This is a genomic window from Ferrovibrio sp., from assembly GCF_002796975.1.
Lineage (GTDB): Bacteria > Pseudomonadota > Alphaproteobacteria > Ferrovibrionales > Ferrovibrionaceae > Ferrovibrio.
In genome coordinates this window covers 967-16,198 of record NZ_PEKV01000006.1, presented here as the reverse complement: position 1 = coordinate 16,198, position 15,232 = coordinate 967, and the positions used below count along the sequence as shown (strand labels likewise).

Below are 15,232 nucleotides of genomic sequence, written 5' to 3'. Positions count from 1 at the left end.
TGGTGAAATCAGAAAAGGGTATAAATGAAGGGCGCTACCGCACTGCCTTTAGCCAGCACGATCAGCGCACCGAACAGTACCATCATGATCATGATCGGTAGCAGCCAGAACTTTTTACGCGCCCGCATGAAGGCCCAGAGTTCCGTGACAAAAGCGAGCATAACGACCTCAGAACTGATTTTTCATGCTGTCCGGTGCAGGGCCTGGCGGCGTGCGACCGATCCAGTAGCTGGCCGAGTCCGGCTCGAAGCAACGTCGCATCGGGTCTTTGCCGGCCAGGCGCATGAACCAGCCCATAGGCGTGATTACACCATAAAATAGCAGGCCCAGAATCAGCGGATTGGTAACCCGAAACAGCAGCAGGCCAAACTTCATCCAAAGCCGGTTCAGCGGCGCCAGCAGCGCCGGCCAAACCAGTGCCACAAAAGCAAAAATGACAGCTACACCCGCCAGCCAGATCCAGCTCGTCGAGTCACGCCACCAGCCCAGGGCAGCAAGGATCATGAAAAACCCTGCGAAAACCAACCCGAAACTGCGATCGGAGGGGCCTTCGACCACATCTTCCCGATCGAACTGTTCGTGAATGCCGATATTTCGACCCGCCATGACTTACCCACCCATGCCTGCATATACAACTGCTGTTATCATATTTATCTTAAGTTGCAAAATGATGCTCAAAACTCAGCCGGGTTACCAAACTCAGATGGCTAGTTCATATCGCTGCTCGCGGCGGATCGCGCCGTGACTGATGCTGAGCAATTCCAGCGCCGCGACGCGTCCCTGTACCGGGCGGCCGAGTTCCCCCATCTGTTTTTCGAGTGCTTTCGCGCTGAACACCGCGCCGAAACGCGTCAGGGTGACATGTGGCTCGCAGCCTCCCTTGCCACCCAGTGACCTGTATAAGGCCGTCAGCGGGATAGCGCTCGCCGCATCGGCCAGCAGCACGTTGAGGAAGCGATATTTCGGCTGATGCGGATTCTCGATCCGCGCCAGCCGGTCGAAATCGACCTCCATCGGTGCGGACACGGCGGCAATTGATGCGACATGTCCCGCGAACCAGTCGGGATCGGCCGATTCAAACGGAAAGACCAGCGTGACATGCGCGGGCACGGACTCATACTGCGGATCGTGCGCGCGCCGGATCGCATCGATCCAAGCGGCATCACTGTCTGCGAATTCTGGAACGGCGATCACCGCGAGCATGGTGAAATCCGGCTATTTGGTGCCTGTGGGTGGGCGGTTGGTATTACTGCTGCTCCTGACGAATGCGCAGGATTTCAGTGGCGAGTACGGGCACGGCAAGGGCAGACACGCGTCGTGCGCCCGGGGTGCTGAAGTGCAACCCGTCATAGAGCATCGTCTCGTTCCACCCGCCCGCACGCGACAGTTCGACCAGGCCTGCCTGATGCCGGACGGCCACGTAGCGGACGATTTCATTGAAATAGCTGTGCATGTCGTCGAAGGACTGAGCGGAGAATCCCTGCCGCGCGAGCAGGGCATCTGCGAGATAATTTCCGCCCGCACCATCATCGCGCCGACGGTCACCGCTGCTCAGCACGACCTGGGTCATCAGAACCGGCCGAGCGCCCCAGGATTTTGCTGTATGCACGAACTGCGTGAGCGATGCCTCATATTGCCGCGCCCAATCCTCATTCTTGACGGCCCCCCCATTGGGCTGGGCTTGTGCAGAGGACAGACCAAACGCGGTCGAGATTTGCGCTCCCGCGTGACGCAGCAACCGATAGCTGTATCCGAACAAGCCATCCCGCAAAAAGCGGATGCCGGCGCCGATGCTGCGAGACTCCTCGCGCACTAGCCGGTAGGTCGGATCATCGTTCCAGTAACTGCCGTAACGGCTGAGAACCCCAAGGTCATTGACGTTTTCCATCAGCACGACGATGTCGGGTTTGAGGGGCAGAATCTTCCCCTGCAGAACCAGTTGCATATGCTGCGTATTGCTGCCCGACCGCGCTGCGTTGATGATATTGATCTTGAGGCCCAGCTGGGCCTCGAGCGCGCGCCCCAGCAGAACCGGGAATCGCTCTTGCGCCTCGACATACAGGCACTCTGTCGTCGAGCCTCCGAGAAATGCAATCGTGATATCCGGGTCGCGATGCATCCGGCCAGGCTGGATGAAACCCTGCTCATCCGTTTCCAGCAGGTAGACGTCCGAGACCGGATCGCCCGAGGATCGGCGGATACTGGGCGGGCTGAACCGGAAGGTGGTATTGGGTGGATACTCGCGCAGTTCCAGATGCCGCAGCGTGGCGAAGGACCACGGATCATTGACCAGGACATCGCCCAGCGATGTGAAACGCAGAATGGATTCGAGCGCGCCCAAACACAGCAGAAGGAAAACGCCCAGAATCCCGGCTACCATCAGCCGTGGGTGACGCTCAAATCTGTTCATATCGCCTGCTCTCGATGCTGCACGATGCGGGTTCTAAGTCATAGTATATTAACCGGTCAATCAGGCTTGTCTGCCTCCGGATATAGCCCGCAACGGCTGTCGTCGCCTGCCGAACCACTTTGGAGTACGGTTCATGTCCTTTTCGCTGCTTCTCGCCGCCGCCATTGCCGGTGCGGCATACACGCTTACGCCGGGCCCTGCCTTCCTGGCCCTGCTGGGCATCGGCGCCGGGCAGGGGCGTATCGCGGGCGTGAAATTCCTCGCCGGTCATTTCGCCGGCGATATCGTCTGGGGCGCGCTGGCACTGGTGGCGATCATCGGCTCGGCCAGCCTCGGCACGCTGGTTTTCGACATTCTCGGCGTCATCTGCGGCGCGTATCTGCTGCTGCTCGGCTGGCGCGCGGTGACCGTGAAGCGCCGGGAAGACGGCGCCCTGAATACCGAGGTGACGCAGCCGTTGCGCCGCGGCCTCGCTTTCGGGATTACCAACCCGAAAAGCTATGCCGTGGCGATTGCCATGTTCACGGCGTTGCTGGCCGCTCATGCCGGCGAACTCAGTTGGGCCAGCCTGCCGCCGCTGCTGCTGGCCGCCTGCGTCGGCTTTATCATCGGCGATATCATTCTCGTCTGGGTGATCGGCGCCGCGCCAGTGCGGCGGCTCTATCGCCGCCACGAACTCTGGGTGACGCGCATCTCCGGCGTGATCTTCCTGGGCTTCGGCCTGCAGGCGCTGGTCCACTCCGGCGCGGGCCTGCTGCGGCAGAATTAAACCATTTGTCTTGCCCGGCCTTGTGCCGGGCATCCACGCCTTCCACCGCGACACTCAAGAAAAGACGTGCATGATCGGGACAAGCCCGGCCATGACGGTGAGTGTTCACGACCGTCGCAGCGCTTCCCGCACCAGCGGCAGGCGGTCGTTGCCGAAGAACATCCCACCGTTGACGAACATGGTGGGCGAACCGAAACCGCCGCGCGCAATCACTTCATCGGTATTCGCCTTCAGCTGTTCCTTCACGCGGGGTTCGGTGACCGCCTTTGCGAGTGCGACCGGGTCGAGAGACGCGCGACGCGCGGCTTCGGCTACCACTTCATCGTGCGAGATATCGCAATCTTCCGACCAGTAGAGTTCAAAGAAGGCCGTCGCCAGTTCGACTTCTTTTCCTTCCCCCTTGGCCCAGAGCAGGCCGCGCAAAGCCTTCACCGAATTGACCGGAAACACTTTCGGCGGAAAGGTGATCTTGAGGCCGGCCAGCTTCGCCCAAGCCTGCAGATCCTGCTTCACCCAGGCGTCGCGCGCCGGCACCGGATTCTCGCGCATGCGGTACATGGTCGGGTTCACCGTGTTGAACACGCCGCCGACGAGAAACGGCCGCCAGACGATCTCGGCACCCTCTTCTTTTGCCAGCGCCTGTACATTGACGAAGGCGAGATAGGTCCATGGCGAGGAGACGTCGTAGAAGAATTCGATCTGCTTTCCCATGCGGCTAAACCCTGGCAGGTACGAGGACGAAGCCGGCACGCGGGAAATGCACATGCAGGCGGCCGGCCTCTGGCGTGTCGCGCGCAATCGTCACGCTCTGCGCCGTCAGGCCGACCAGTTCGCCCACCGTGGCGTCGCGGCCGGTATCGTCCGGCGTCACACTGACCATCGCGCCCGCTTTCAGCCCGAGCGCATTCGGCGCCACGCCGCCAGCAATCGCTTCGGGCTCGGCAGTCTTCGCGATGGCGACGGCATCCTTCGAGTCGAGATCGCTGCGCTGGCCATGGCCGAACCCCTTCATGCGGTCGGCCCAGACATTCAGCGCGGTATAGTCGGCGATGTCATTGCAGTTGCCGCGTTCGCGCACGAACCAGACGCAATGATAGACGGCGAGATCGGCCAGAGATGGCGCGTCGCCGAACAGGAATTTACGGCCGTCATGCAGCGCGTCCTCGATCCAGCCGAGATGCGCCCTGAGAGGCCCGCTCATCACCGCGCCCTGCATCTTGAGCTTGGAACGATCGATCGGCCGGCCGGAGAATTTCGAACGGTCGTCCAGCAGCGCATCGGGCAGCTGGTCGCCCATCGCACCGAAGAAGACGGCGACCGAGGCCTGGAACAGCTGGTGGTCGGCCCAGAAGGCGACGCCTTCGGCCAGGCCTTTCGCCGGACCGGGATAGAACGTGGGCGTGGGAATGCGGCGCTCGATCTCGCGCAGGATGATCTGGGTGTCGCAGTAGATATCGGCGCCGACCTGCATCACCGGCGTCTTGCGGTAGCCGCCGGTCAGCGGGGTGAGATCCGGCTTGGGCATCACGACAGGGATTTTCACCGACTGCCAGGCGGCCTGCTTGATGCCGAATGCTACGCGCACCTTCTCGGAAAACGGCGAGGTGCCGTAATGGTGCAGGATGATGCCGCTCATCGCCGTGTCCTCCGTTTATGACCTTGGAGGTAACTTAAGCGTGCTGACCTAACGTCAGGCAAGCGCAGAGATCAGTCGCGCCTGCAGATCGCGCAGCTGCCGCGTGAATACCGCCGGCTCGTCCAGCGCCCGGCTCAGCACCAGCGCGCCCTGGATGCCGGCAACAACGGCTTCGGCCAGTGCACGCGGCTGTTTCGCCCCGCCGCGCTTCAGGCAGCCGGCCAGCGCCTCGACCCACTGCGCAAAATAGTCCTGCACGGCGGCGGCGAAACGGTCGCGGGTGGCATCCAGCGCGAAGGCGCCTACCAGGCAGATGCGCCGGCCGCTGCGGAAATAGCCATCCACGGCGCGGAACATGTCACCAATGGCTGTGCGCGTATCGGCGGCATCGCGCAGAGGCTGGTAGACCTCGCGCGCGAACCAGGCATCGACATGGCTGAGCACGGCCTCTGCCATCTCCTCCTTGCCGCCGGGGAAATGATTATACAGGCTGCCCTTGCCCAGCCCGGAGGCTTCGGTGATGGCGCTGAGCGACGCGCCCTCGAAACCCTGTTCGCGGAACACTTCCGCGATACGGGCAATGGCGTCGTCGCGGGATATGAGGGCGGCGGGCATGTCTCTTATATCTCCACTGTCATAGCCGGCCTTGTGCCGGCCATCCACGTCTTAAACAGGAAGAAAGGCGTGCATGCCCGGCACAAGGCCGGCCATGACAATATTATATTACAATCCCAGTTCGCTCAGCCCCGGATGCTCGTCCGGACGCCGGCCCAGCGGCCACTTCAACTTGCGGTCAGCCTCCGCGATGCGCACATCGTTGATGCTGGCCTCGCGGCGCTGCATCAGGCCCTCGGCATCGAATTCCCACTGCTCATTGCCATGGCTGCGATACCACTGGCCGCTGTCATCATGCCATTCATAGGCAAACCGCACGGCGATGCGGTTCTCCGTGAAGGCCCAGACTTCCTTGATCAGACGATAGTCCAGCTCGCGCTGCCATTTGCGCTGCAGGAATTGCTCGATCAGGTCACGGCCCGAGAAGAATTCGGCGCGATTGCGCCACTGGCTCTGTGCGGTATAGGCCTGCGCCACCCGCGCCGGGTCGCGGCTGTTCCAGGCGTCTTCCGCCATACGCGCTTTCTGGGCGGCGGTTTCGGCAGTGAAAGGGGGCAGCGGCGGACGGGGCATGGCGGACATCCTCATGTTGTACCGATAGGTACAATGCAGATTCCGCTGTCCTTTTGCAAGCGGGTCCCTACTTACTTTGCGAAACCGGGAGGACAACCATGAACCAGCAGACGCCGCTCAGCACTGTTGACCGCAATGCCGCCGATTACGCCACGCTCTGCGCCGTGCTGCGCGACTATTTCGACGGGCTGTATCACTGCGATACAAAAAAACTCGCCGCCGTGTTCCATCCGCAGGCGACCTATGCCAATGCCACCGAGGGCAAGCTGCTGAAACTCAGCATGGACGAGTATTTCCCGGTGGTGGACAAGCGCGAGCCGCCGGCGAGCCGCAACGAGACCCGGCGTGACCGGATCGTCTCCATCGAATTCGCCGGACCGGTGACGGCGCTGGCCCGGGTGGAATGCGCCATCGGGCCGAAATTCTTCACCGATCTGCTCACCTTCATCAAACTGGATGGGCGCTGGCAGATCATCACCAAGGTGTTTCATTACGACCTGATGGAATAATATTTAAGTATTTGATTTTACTTATGTAATTTAGACCCACCCGACAGGGGTGCAAGCGCGACAATTTCCCGCTTGCCTGCCGAGGTGCGGGGGCCTACTTTCCGCCTCGCCTGCCGGGCACGGCCTGCCGGGCACCAACATAGTCCTCGTGTTTTGACTGTCCGCCGGGTGTCGACCTGCCGGACGCAGAGAAAGAAGGTCCGAAATGGCGTACAAGGTCGCCGTCGTCGGCGCCACCGGTGTGGTGGGCCGCGAAATGCTCAACATCCTCCACGAACGCAAATTCCCGGTATCGGAACTGGTTGCCCTCGCCTCGCGCCGCTCGGTCGGCCGCGATGTCATGTTCGGTGACCAGAAGATCAAGGTGAAGGCGCTGGAAGACTTCGACTTCCGCGGCACCGACATCGCGCTGTTCTCGGCCGGCGGCGCCACCTCGAAGGAATGGGCCCCCAGGGTGGCAGCCCAGGGCGCCATCGTGATCGACAATTCGAGCCAGTGGCGCATGGACCCTGACGTCCCGCTGGTGGTGCCCGAGGTGAACGCCGACGCCATTGCCGGCTACACCAGGAAGGGCATCATCGCCAATCCGAACTGCTCGACCGCCCAACTGGTCGTGGCGCTGAAGCCGCTGCATGACCGCGCGAAGGTCCTGCGCGCCGTGGTGGCGACCTACCAGTCCGTCTCGGGCGCCGGCAATGAAGGCGTCACCGAACTGGAGCGTCAGACCAAGCAGATCCTGGTCAATGATCCCGTCGTGCGCGAGAAATTCACCAAGCAGATCGCCTTCAACGTCATTCCTCACATCGACGTCTTCATGGACGACGGTTACACCAAGGAGGAATGGAAGATGACGGCCGAGACCAAGAAGATCCTCGACCCGAAGATCAAGCTGACCGCCACCTGCGTGCGCGTGCCGGTCTTCATCGGCCATTCCGAAGCCGTCAACCTGGAATTCGAGCAGCCGATCTCGGCCGAGGAAGCCCGCGAGATTCTCAGCACTGCGCCGGGTGTGCAGGTGCTGGATCGTCGCGAGGACGCCGGCTACATCACGCCGCTGGAATGCGCCGGCGACTACAACACCTTCGTGTCGCGCATCCGCGAGGATTTCACCGTCGAGAACGGTCTGGCGCTGTGGGTGGTCTCGGACAACCTGCGCAAGGGTGCGGCGCTCAATGCCGTGCAGATCGCCGAAGAACTGGCCGCCCGCCATCTGAAGAAGCAGGCCGCTTAAAGTTCAATACCAGCAGAGACTTTCTCCTCCTCTGCCCAAAGGGCTGCAACGCGAGTTGCAGCCCTTTTCTTTTGCGCGTTACCAGCGCAGCAGCCGACGGCCGAGCAGCGCGCCGAGCCCCGCCAGCAGGGCGATCGCCAGCACATACCAGGTGGCGACGAACAGCGGGCTGTCATCCGGGCAATGCGATGCGTAAAAGGCCGCCGAGATTCCCCCCGCGATCAGCCCGGCCACGGCGCCGGTCAGCGCCGGCCGCGTCGGTGCGCCGCTGCGCAAGGCCAGCAAGATCAGGCCGAGCGGCGCCAGTCCCATCAGGGGAATGAAGGTGAGGCAGAGCCGGGAGTTAGTCCCGATCAACACCGTCATCCAGCTGCCGGACGGCACCGTCACCAGCTCGCCGGCAATGCCGATCAGCAGCAGGCCCGGCGCCAGCAGCAGCGCGCTGCGCCAGATGCCGACTGCCGCACCCGGACGGATCAGCCGCTGCACCAGGCCGATGGCCGCGGCGACCAGCCCGAGCGTGACGAGGAATTTCAGCACGAAGCGTGGTTCGGCCAGCGACGCCAGCGCATTGCCGCGCGGCCCGAGCAGCAGCCAGAACAGGATCGCGACCGCCGTCACCGCGCCGGCCAGCGCCAGAGCCAGGCTGCGCTGCGGATGCAGGCCGGTGGGAGCCGCGTCTTCGGCAATGGCATGGATCAGGTCGTCGGTCTTCATGTTTCGCTGCTCCTCAGACGCAATGCCAGTGTCGCCAGCCCGCGATGCAGCGCGACACGCACCGCACCTTCCGTCATGGTCAGCCGCTGCGCCGCTTCGCGGATCGAGGCGCCATCCACCGCAATCGCCTGCACCACACTGCGCTGGCCGGGCGCCAGCGCCTGCAGATGTTTCGCCACATCGCGGCGGATGCCGCTGTCTTCCGGAACGGGCGCGGCCAGCACCTCGCTGAACGCGTCGATATCCACCTCGGTGCCGCGACGGCCGCGGCGTCGCAGCGCATCGACCAGCTTGTTGCGCGCAATCGCGCGGAGCCACGGGCCGATCGGCTGGCTGCTGTCCCAGGTCTGCCGCTTGAGATGGAGCGCCAGCAGGGTTTCCTGCACCACATCCTCCGCTTCGGCGACCCCGAGCCCAAAGCGCAGGCAGCCCTGCCGCGCAGCCGCACGCAGGACCGGCGTCAGCGCGACGAGCAGATCCCGATAAGCTGCGCGGTCGCCACCCAATGCAGCCCGCATCAACGCGGCCCACTCGGCTTCACGATCGCTCACACCCTGCATTCGTCGCCCCGTCCGGCTTCGTTACATCGGATACGGAAAAAATATTCGGAAAGATTTCCGTCACACGAAAGCGTGAGCAGCGTAACACAGCGCCGCCGTGCCGCGAATGGACAGACATGGGCGGGGCAAGCCGCGACCGCCCGCCCATTCTTCCCATCCGGCCCGACAGGAGACTCCCATGCTCACCAAGACGCATCTGACCGCCGCCATGCTGGCCGGCTCGCTTGCCACCGCCCTCGCCATCGTCGCCAGCCCGGCCGTCGCCCAGGATACCGCCAAGGAGAAATGCTACGGCGTTTCGATGGCCGGCAAGAACGACTGTGCCGCCGGCCCCGGCACCACCTGCGCCGGTACGTCGAAGGTCGATTACCAGGGCAATGCCTTCAAGCTGGTCGCCAAGGGCACCTGCACCACCATGAAGACCCCGAAGGGCATGGGCTCGCTGACCCCGATGAAGGGCTGATACGGGGTTCGGGGCGGATACCCTCGACGCTGATACGACAGTATCCGCCCCTCCCTTGCTTGTGTGACGATCGCCATGCTTCCAAACAGGTCCGGCACCGCTTTCAAGCCTCAGCATTTCACCGCCCTGCTGGCCGGTGAGACGCGGCCAGGTTTCATCGAAGTGCATGCCGAGAATTACATGGGCGATGGCGGCCTGCCGCATGCCCAGCTGAGCAGGCTGCGCGCCGACCATGCGCTCTCGCTGCATGGCGTCGGGCTCTCCATCGGCGGCGAGGCCGCACTCGATCGCGCGCATCTGCGGCGCCTGCGCCAGCTCTGCGACCGCTACCAGCCCGACAGTTTCTCCGAACATCTCGCCTGGTCGAGCCACGACGGCATATTCCTGAACGATCTGCTACCGCTCCCCTATACCGAGCAGACCCTAAAGCGCGTGGTCGCGCATGTGGCGCAGGTGCAGGACATGCTCGGCCGTCGCATCCTGCTGGAGAATCCCGCCACCTATCTGCAATTCGCCGCCAGCACCATCCCGGAAACCGATTTCCTGGCCGAGATCGCGGCGCGCAGCGGCTGCGGTCTGCTGCTGGATGTCACCAATGTGCTGGTCGCCTGCAGCAATCGTGGCGAAGCCCCCGCCGCCTATCTGGCGTGCTTCCCGCTGCATTGCGTCGGCGAAATCCATCTCGCCGGCCATCACGACACGACCGATGATCGCGGCGCACCGCTGCTGATCGACGATCACGGCAGCCGGATATCGGCACAGGCCTGGCAGTTGTATGAAAGCCTGATCGCGCGTACCGGCCCGCGGCCCAGCCTGGTGGAATGGGACAACGAGGTGCCGGATTGGACGATATTGCTGCATGAGGCGCAGACAGCGCAGGCCATGCTGGATCGCGCGGCAAACAGCACGAAAGCGGCCTGAGATGCAGACGGAGTTCGCCGCCGCGCTGCTCGATGCCGACCGCCGGCTGCCGGCTGGGCTGCTGGCCTCGGATACAGCCGAACGTTTCGCCGTCTACCGCAACAATGTGGTGCATGGACTGAGCCGCGCATTGGCCGCCGGATTTCCCGCCGTCGAGTCCATCGTCGGCGCGGAATTCTTTGCCGCCATGGCGGCGATCTATGTGCGCATCTCACCGCCGCCCTCGCCGGTGCTGCTGGAGTACGGCACCACGCTGCCGGATTTCCTGGCACGGTTCGAACCTGCGGCCGGATTGCCCTACCTTGCCGATGTCGCCCGGCTGGAACTGGCTTACACCCGCGCCTACCACGCGGCCGATGCCCCGCCGCTGCCGGCCGACCGGCTGGGCAGCATCGCGCCCGCACGCATCAGCACGCTGCGCGTTACGCTGCATCCCTCGCTGCAGATCCTGCGCAGCGCGTTTCCCGTCGCCACCATCTGGGCGATGAATACCGGCCGCATGCTGCTGGGCGAAATCGCGGACTGGAGCGCGCAGGATATGCTGGTGCTGCGGCCGCACTACGAGATGACCGTCATCACCCTTGCATCGGGCGAGGCCGCATTCCTGCTGCAGTTGCAGGCCGGCGCAACGCTGGGTGATGCCGCCGCCATGGCGATGCAGGAGACCGGGAGTTTCGACCTCGCCGGAGCACTGGCCGCGCTGTTCCTTCGCGGCGCCATCGTCGCTGTCAACGATCAGGATCTGTCATGACCCACCCCGCATCTTTCGCTCACTCCGGCCAGTCGCATGGCATCACCGGACTCGTCCATCGCCTGATCGCCGCGCTGAACAGCATCCCGCAGGATGCCATCGCGCTGGCGGCACGCATTTTCATCGCTGCAATCTTCTGGCAGTCGGGCCAGACCAAGCTGGAAGGCTGGCACGTCTCTGACAGCGCCATCGAACTGTTCCGCGAGGAATATCGCCTGCCGCTGCTCGATCCTGTGCTGGCGGCGCATCTGGCCACCCTTGGCGAGCATCTGTTTCCGCTTCTGCTCGTGGCAGGTCTGGCCAGTCGTTTTGCCGCCCTCGCCCTGCTGGGCATGACGGCGGTGATTCAGCTTTTCGTCTATCCCGACGCCTGGCCGACCCATGGCGTCTGGGCGGTTGCTTTGCTGGTGATCGTGGCGCGCGGGCCGGGTCGGCTGTCACTGGACCACCTGCTGGCGCGCAATATGCTTTCCCGAGGGTGACTGCGGGAAATCACTGTTAAGTGGGCGGCGATGGAACTGCCGGTCTTTGCATGACTGCGACAGTTCCGTATGCTTGCGCATCTGCCAAAGGTGCTACTTCCACCCTTTCCATGAGCGATGATTTCATCCTGCCAGACGACTCCCATGCCGTGATCCGGCAGGGACTGGCCTATTGGCGTGCCGCCGGACCCGGCCCCGGCTTGCTGCCGGGCCGCCAGCATATCGACCCGCTCGGCATGCCTGCGCTGCTGCCCCACGCCTGGCTGCTGGAGGTGCATCCGCCGGCCGGGGAGGTGAACATTCCGCGCTTCCGCTTCCGTCTGGTCGGCGGCCATGTCGATCTCGGCTTCGGCGAACCGATGACCGGTGCCTGGCTGCATGAGATGGAAACCGGTTTCGACAGCGTCAGCGGCCGGTCACGCAGCTTCGTCGATGCCGCGACGAATGCGCAGATCAGCCATCGCCGCGGTCCGCCGCGCTTTCGCATGAATGCCGATACCGCCGAACTGGAGCGCCTGATGATGCCGCTGGCAGCCGATGGCCGCAATGTCGATATGCTGCTGGGCTTCACCGTCTTCTACGACGGCATCGGCAGTGTGCTGAGAAGCCGGATCTGACTTCAGCGCACCCGTTCGATATCCGGCAGGAACTGCGGCGCACGCAGCAGATCCTGGATGAGCTCCAGCCGCATCTCCGGCGCATGGTGTTCGCGCGCATCGCGTAACGCCGTGTAGGTGGCCGACATGGCGAAGAGCAGCGCCTTCTTCGGCGTGCGGCCCTTCAGCAGGCGGGTGAGGAACAGCGCAGCGAAAATATCGCCGGCGCCCTTGGGCAGGCCCTCGCCGAGGTCCGGCACAGCGCAGAGCCAAGCGCCTTCCCTGTTCACGAGCAAGGCTTCCAGCCGCGGCTGTCCGCTCTTGTCGCGCCCGCCATCGGTGCGTTTCAGCGTAGTGGCAACCACGGTGGACGGCCCCTTGGCGCGCAGCGCATCACAGGCGGCCAGTGCCTGCTGCAATGTCTCGATCTTGCCGCCGGTCAGATATTCCAGCTCGAAGCCGTTCGGCGTGGCGATATCGGCGGTCGGGAACAGATGGTCGCGGATATATTCCGGCAGCGTCGGATCGACATAGAGGCCGCTGTCGGTATCGCCCATCACCGGATCGCAGAGGAAGATCGCATTTGGATTGGCCTTCTTCACCGCCAGCGCGGCGCGGCCGGCGGCTTCCGCCGTGCGCGGGCTGCCGAGCCAGCCGAGCAGCACGGCATCGATCTGCGCCCATTCCGGCCGGGTCTGCAGCGCCGCGATCCAGGCATCCATCTCCTCGGGCGCGGTCGGCCGATGCGCCGGCGGGCCATAGGAGGGATTGAAGGCCAGCACCCCGGTGGGGACAGCCCAGACCTCGATGCCGTTGCGCTGAAGCGGAAACACGCCGGCATTGTTGCCGACATGGCCGTAAATCACCTGGCTCTGGATGCTGAGGACTCGCATGGACCGGACATTCCTGCAGGGCGACGAAGGGAGGACGCATGAAGAGACGTCTGGGGAAACCTTGCCACGCCTAAGTCGGCGATTATAGTGGCGCAAACCAATCTTATTGCACCGCAACAATCCGGCAATAGAAGAGGCTTTCCCGCATGGTCGCCACCGCCCGCCCCCGTCGCAGCGTGCTTTACATGCCCGGCTCGAACGCCCGGGCGCTGGAAAAGGCCAAAGGCTTGGCGGCGGATGCCCTGATCCTCGACCTGGAAGACGCGGTCACCCCGGATGCCAAGGCACTGGCGCGCGAACAGGTCTGCAAGGCCGTGGTCGAAGGCGGTTACGGTGCGAGAGAACTGGTCATTCGTACCAACGGGCTCGATACGCCCTGGGGACGTGACGACATCATCGCCGCCGCCAGGGCCGCACCCGATGCCATCCTGCTGCCCAAGGTGGAGAGTGCCGCACAGGTGCAGGCGGCCGAAGCGCTGTTACAGCAGCATGGCCAGCAGAAGACCGCGATCTGGTGCATGATGGAAACGCCGAAAGGTATCCTGCATGCCGAGCAGATTGCGGAAAGCTCGCCCCGCCTCGCGGCGCTGGTGATGGGCACGTCGGATCTGGTGAAGGATCTGAATGCGCAGCACACGCCGCTGCGCCTGCCGGTGATCACCGCGCTTGGCCTCTGCCTGCTGGCAGCGCGGGCTTACGGTCTGGCCATCCTCGATGGCGTCTATCTCGATCTTGATGACGACTCCGGTTTCGAAGCTGCCTGCAGACAGGGGCTGGAACTCGGCTTCGACGGCAAGACGCTGATCCACCCCAAGACACTGGAGATCACCAACCGCGTCTTCGCGCCGAGCGAGGCGCAGGTGGCCTGGGCGCACAAGATCATCGCCGCTTTCGAAGCGGCAGCGAAAGAAGGCAAGGGCGTGGTGCTGGTGGACGGCAAGCTGGTGGAGAACCTGCATGTCGAACAGGCGAAGAAGCTGGCCGCACTGGCCGAGGCGATTGCGAAGATGCAGGGATAAATCGTCATCCCCGGGCTTGACCCGGGGATCCCATTTGGGACTGACAAAAATAATGGGATGCCCGGCCAAGGAGGCGTTTCCTGGGTCCGGGCATGACAAAAGCAGGGATAAAAGACGAGATGAGCGACAAGACCAATCCGGGCAATTTCTTCGAGGATTTCAAACTCGACCAGGAAATCCGCCATGCCACGCCGCGCACCGTCACTGCCGGCGATGTCGCGCTCTATACCGCGCTCTACGGCCCGCGTTTCCCGATCCAGTCGGCCGACAGTTTCGCCCGCCGCTTAGGTCTGCGCGCTGCGCCGGTCGACGATCTGCTGGCCTTCCATGTGGTGTTCGGCAAGACGGTGCCGGAGATTTCGCTGAATGCCGTCGCCAATCTCGGCTATGCCGAATGCCGCTGGCTCGCACCCGTCTATGCCGGCGACACACTGCATACCGTGTCGCGCGTGATCGGCCTGAAGGAGAATTCCAACCGGAAGACCGGCGTGGTCTATGTGCGCAGCCAGGGCTACAAGGATGGCGACGAACTGGTGCTGGACTATGTGCGCTGGGTGATGGTGAAAAAGCGTGACGAGAACGCCGTCATCGCCGAAGAGCGCGTGCCGCGGCTGAACGACCATGTCGCGCCGGAACAGCTGCGCATCCCGACCGGGCTGAATTTCGCGCATTACGACTGGACGCTGGCCGGCAGCCGCCACGGCTGGGAGGATTACGAGCCCGGCGAGAAGATCGACCATGTCGATGGCATGACCATCGAGGAGGCCGAGCACATGCTGGCGACGCGGCTGTATCAGAACACCGCGAAGGTGCATTTCAATCAGCACCGCCAGGGCCAGGACAAACTGGGGCGTCGCCTGATCTACGGCGGCCATGTCATCAGCCTGGCGCGCGCGCTCAGCTTCAACGGTCTGGGCAATGCCGCCTTCATTGCCGCCATCAACGGCGGTCGCCATGTGAACCCGACGCTGGCCGGCCACACGGTCTATGCCTGGTCACAGATCCTGGACAAAGCCGAGATCGACGGCCGCAGCGATGTCGGAGCCCTGCGCATCCGCACGGTCGCGGTGAAAGATCAACCGGCCGC

21 protein-coding genes (1 of these 21 cut by a window edge) are annotated in these 15,232 nt (G+C 63.6%); 10 read left to right on the top strand and 11 right to left on the bottom strand.

Features of this window, described 5'->3' with window-relative positions:
- Nucleotides 1–8: 8 nt before the first annotated feature.
- The 4 genes from CTR53_RS09115 to CTR53_RS09100 form a co-directional block, all read right to left on the bottom strand.
- The gene (locus tag CTR53_RS09115) at nucleotides 9–161 is read right to left on the bottom strand and encodes a DUF5989 family protein (protein WP_290811757.1); all 153 of its coding nucleotides are present in this window, start codon (nucleotides 159–161) and stop codon (nucleotides 9–11) included.
- 7 nt (nucleotides 162–168) lie between these two features.
- Nucleotides 169–606 carry an SxtJ family membrane protein gene (locus tag CTR53_RS09110; RefSeq protein ID WP_290811755.1) on the bottom strand — a complete coding sequence of 146 codons (438 nt, stop codon included), beginning with the start codon at nucleotides 604–606 and terminating at the stop codon, nucleotides 169–171.
- A 93-nt stretch (nucleotides 607–699) separates the two neighbouring features.
- Entirely contained in the window at nucleotides 700–1,203 is a 504-nt protein-coding gene (locus CTR53_RS09105) for a 2'-5' RNA ligase family protein (protein ID WP_290811751.1), read from the bottom strand.
- A gap of 43 nt (nucleotides 1,204–1,246) precedes the next feature.
- Complete coding sequence (locus CTR53_RS09100) at nucleotides 1,247–2,410, bottom strand: SGNH/GDSL hydrolase family protein (protein WP_290811749.1); 1,164 nt, start codon at nucleotides 2,408–2,410, stop codon at nucleotides 1,247–1,249.
- A gap of 133 nt (nucleotides 2,411–2,543) precedes the next feature.
- Here CTR53_RS09100 and CTR53_RS09095 point away from each other — a divergent pair, with 133 nt between their 5' ends.
- Entirely contained in the window at nucleotides 2,544–3,179 is a 636-nt protein-coding gene (locus CTR53_RS09095; protein ID WP_290811746.1) for a LysE family translocator, read from the top strand.
- Between the two features lie 105 nt (nucleotides 3,180–3,284).
- On the opposite strand, the gene CTR53_RS09090 is transcribed toward CTR53_RS09095, so the two are convergent.
- The 4 genes from CTR53_RS09090 to CTR53_RS09075 form a co-directional block, all read right to left on the bottom strand.
- Complete coding sequence (locus tag CTR53_RS09090; protein WP_290811743.1) at nucleotides 3,285–3,890, bottom strand: 2-hydroxychromene-2-carboxylate isomerase; 606 nt, start codon at nucleotides 3,888–3,890, stop codon at nucleotides 3,285–3,287.
- 4 nt (nucleotides 3,891–3,894) lie between these two features.
- Nucleotides 3,895–4,815, bottom strand: a complete 921-nt coding sequence (locus tag CTR53_RS09085; RefSeq protein WP_290811740.1) for a glutathione S-transferase family protein — start codon at nucleotides 4,813–4,815, stop codon at nucleotides 3,895–3,897.
- A 54-nt stretch (nucleotides 4,816–4,869) separates the two neighbouring features.
- Nucleotides 4,870–5,430, bottom strand: a complete 561-nt coding sequence (locus tag CTR53_RS09080) for a TetR/AcrR family transcriptional regulator (protein ID WP_290811737.1) — start codon at nucleotides 5,428–5,430, stop codon at nucleotides 4,870–4,872.
- Nucleotides 5,431–5,538: 108 nt separating this feature from the next.
- Nucleotides 5,539–6,003 carry a nuclear transport factor 2 family protein gene (locus CTR53_RS09075; RefSeq protein WP_290811734.1) on the bottom strand — a complete coding sequence of 155 codons (465 nt, stop codon included), beginning with the start codon at nucleotides 6,001–6,003 and terminating at the stop codon, nucleotides 5,539–5,541.
- 98 nt (nucleotides 6,004–6,101) lie between these two features.
- On the opposite strand from CTR53_RS09075, the gene CTR53_RS09070 reads away from it, so the two are divergent.
- Complete coding sequence (locus tag CTR53_RS09070; protein ID WP_290811732.1) at nucleotides 6,102–6,512, top strand: nuclear transport factor 2 family protein; 411 nt, start codon at nucleotides 6,102–6,104, stop codon at nucleotides 6,510–6,512.
- 205 nt (nucleotides 6,513–6,717) lie between these two features.
- Entirely contained in the window at nucleotides 6,718–7,743 is a 1,026-nt protein-coding gene (locus CTR53_RS09065) for an aspartate-semialdehyde dehydrogenase (RefSeq protein ID WP_290811730.1), read from the top strand.
- Between the two features lie 78 nt (nucleotides 7,744–7,821).
- Here the strand turns inward: CTR53_RS09065 and CTR53_RS09060 are convergent, their stop codons facing one another.
- Together CTR53_RS09060 and CTR53_RS09055 are read right to left on the bottom strand one after the other, a co-directional pair.
- On the bottom strand, nucleotides 7,822–8,460 hold the full coding sequence (locus CTR53_RS09060) for an NrsF family protein (RefSeq protein ID WP_290811727.1): 639 nt from the start codon (nucleotides 8,458–8,460) through the stop codon (nucleotides 7,822–7,824).
- Nucleotides 8,457–9,011 carry a sigma-70 family RNA polymerase sigma factor gene (locus CTR53_RS09055; RefSeq protein ID WP_290811724.1) on the bottom strand — a complete coding sequence of 185 codons (555 nt, stop codon included), beginning with the start codon at nucleotides 9,009–9,011 and terminating at the stop codon, nucleotides 8,457–8,459. Before CTR53_RS09055 ends, CTR53_RS09060 begins: the two co-directional genes overlap by 4 nt.
- 187 nt (nucleotides 9,012–9,198) lie before the next feature.
- On the opposite strand from CTR53_RS09055, the gene CTR53_RS09050 reads away from it, so the two are divergent.
- From CTR53_RS09050 to CTR53_RS09030, 5 genes are all read left to right on the top strand, one after another.
- Nucleotides 9,199–9,483, top strand: coding sequence for a DUF2282 domain-containing protein (locus tag CTR53_RS09050; RefSeq protein WP_290811721.1), 285 nt, complete (start codon nucleotides 9,199–9,201; stop codon nucleotides 9,481–9,483).
- Nucleotides 9,484–9,558: 75 nt separating this feature from the next.
- Nucleotides 9,559–10,404 (top strand): DUF692 domain-containing protein, encoded by an 846-nt coding sequence (locus CTR53_RS09045; protein ID WP_290811718.1) that lies wholly within the window; start codon nucleotides 9,559–9,561, stop codon nucleotides 10,402–10,404.
- Nucleotide 10,405: 1 nt separating this feature from the next.
- Nucleotides 10,406–11,155: a DUF2063 domain-containing protein gene (locus tag CTR53_RS09040; RefSeq protein WP_290811715.1), complete on the top strand. Its 750-nt coding sequence runs from the start codon at nucleotides 10,406–10,408 to the stop codon at nucleotides 11,153–11,155.
- Entirely contained in the window at nucleotides 11,152–11,637 is a 486-nt protein-coding gene (locus tag CTR53_RS09035; RefSeq protein ID WP_290811712.1) for a DoxX family protein, read from the top strand. The genes CTR53_RS09040 and CTR53_RS09035 overlap by 4 nt, the downstream gene beginning before the upstream one ends.
- A 110-nt stretch (nucleotides 11,638–11,747) precedes the next feature.
- The gene (locus CTR53_RS09030; RefSeq protein WP_290811709.1) at nucleotides 11,748–12,254 is read left to right on the top strand and encodes a PAS domain-containing protein; all 507 of its coding nucleotides are present in this window, start codon (nucleotides 11,748–11,750) and stop codon (nucleotides 12,252–12,254) included.
- 2 nt (nucleotides 12,255–12,256) lie between these two features.
- Here CTR53_RS09030 and pdxY read toward each other — a convergent pair whose 3' ends face one another.
- Nucleotides 12,257–13,126, bottom strand: a complete 870-nt coding sequence (gene pdxY / locus CTR53_RS09025) for a pyridoxal kinase (RefSeq protein ID WP_290811707.1) — start codon at nucleotides 13,124–13,126, stop codon at nucleotides 12,257–12,259.
- 146 nt (nucleotides 13,127–13,272) lie between these two features.
- Between pdxY and CTR53_RS09020 the strand changes: the two genes are divergently transcribed.
- A complete protein-coding gene (locus CTR53_RS09020) occupies nucleotides 13,273–14,145 on the top strand; it encodes a CoA ester lyase (RefSeq protein ID WP_290811704.1) in 873 nt (290 codons plus the stop codon).
- Nucleotides 14,146–14,264: 119 nt separating this feature from the next.
- Nucleotides 14,265–15,232 carry the 5' portion of a MaoC family dehydratase gene (locus tag CTR53_RS09015; RefSeq protein ID WP_290811701.1) on the top strand. 58 nt of this gene lie beyond the right edge of the window, so only the first 968 of its 1,026 coding nucleotides appear in the window; its start codon is at nucleotides 14,265–14,267; its stop codon lies beyond the right edge, outside the window.

Coding starts and splice junctions, on each gene's coding strand:
- CTR53_RS09050 (WP_290811721.1), top strand. CDS start 9,199: ATGCTCACCAAGACGCATCTGACCGCCGCCATGCTGGCCGGCTCGCTT.
- CTR53_RS09030 (WP_290811709.1), top strand. CDS start 11,748: ATGAGCGATGATTTCATCCTGCCAGACGACTCCCATGCCGTGATCCGG.
- CTR53_RS09115 (WP_290811757.1), bottom strand. CDS start 161: ATGCTCGCTTTTGTCACGGAACTCTGGGCCTTCATGCGGGCGCGTAAA.
- pdxY (WP_290811707.1), bottom strand. CDS start 13,126: ATGCGAGTCCTCAGCATCCAGAGCCAGGTGATTTACGGCCATGTCGGC.
- CTR53_RS09035 (WP_290811712.1), top strand. CDS start 11,152: ATGACCCACCCCGCATCTTTCGCTCACTCCGGCCAGTCGCATGGCATC.
- CTR53_RS09090 (WP_290811743.1), bottom strand. CDS start 3,890: ATGGGAAAGCAGATCGAATTCTTCTACGACGTCTCCTCGCCATGGACC.
- CTR53_RS09085 (WP_290811740.1), bottom strand. CDS start 4,815: ATGAGCGGCATCATCCTGCACCATTACGGCACCTCGCCGTTTTCCGAG.
- CTR53_RS09060 (WP_290811727.1), bottom strand. CDS start 8,460: ATGAAGACCGACGACCTGATCCATGCCATTGCCGAAGACGCGGCTCCC.
- CTR53_RS09100 (WP_290811749.1), bottom strand. CDS start 2,410: ATGAACAGATTTGAGCGTCACCCACGGCTGATGGTAGCCGGGATTCTG.
- CTR53_RS09110 (WP_290811755.1), bottom strand. CDS start 606: ATGGCGGGTCGAAATATCGGCATTCACGAACAGTTCGATCGGGAAGAT.
- CTR53_RS09075 (WP_290811734.1), bottom strand. CDS start 6,003: ATGCCCCGTCCGCCGCTGCCCCCTTTCACTGCCGAAACCGCCGCCCAG.
- CTR53_RS09070 (WP_290811732.1), top strand. CDS start 6,102: ATGAACCAGCAGACGCCGCTCAGCACTGTTGACCGCAATGCCGCCGAT.
- CTR53_RS09095 (WP_290811746.1), top strand. CDS start 2,544: ATGTCCTTTTCGCTGCTTCTCGCCGCCGCCATTGCCGGTGCGGCATAC.
- CTR53_RS09105 (WP_290811751.1), bottom strand. CDS start 1,203: ATGCTCGCGGTGATCGCCGTTCCAGAATTCGCAGACAGTGATGCCGCT.
- CTR53_RS09065 (WP_290811730.1), top strand. CDS start 6,718: ATGGCGTACAAGGTCGCCGTCGTCGGCGCCACCGGTGTGGTGGGCCGC.
- CTR53_RS09045 (WP_290811718.1), top strand. CDS start 9,559: ATGCTTCCAAACAGGTCCGGCACCGCTTTCAAGCCTCAGCATTTCACC.
- CTR53_RS09020 (WP_290811704.1), top strand. CDS start 13,273: ATGGTCGCCACCGCCCGCCCCCGTCGCAGCGTGCTTTACATGCCCGGC.
- CTR53_RS09080 (WP_290811737.1), bottom strand. CDS start 5,430: ATGCCCGCCGCCCTCATATCCCGCGACGACGCCATTGCCCGTATCGCG.
- CTR53_RS09040 (WP_290811715.1), top strand. CDS start 10,406: ATGCAGACGGAGTTCGCCGCCGCGCTGCTCGATGCCGACCGCCGGCTG.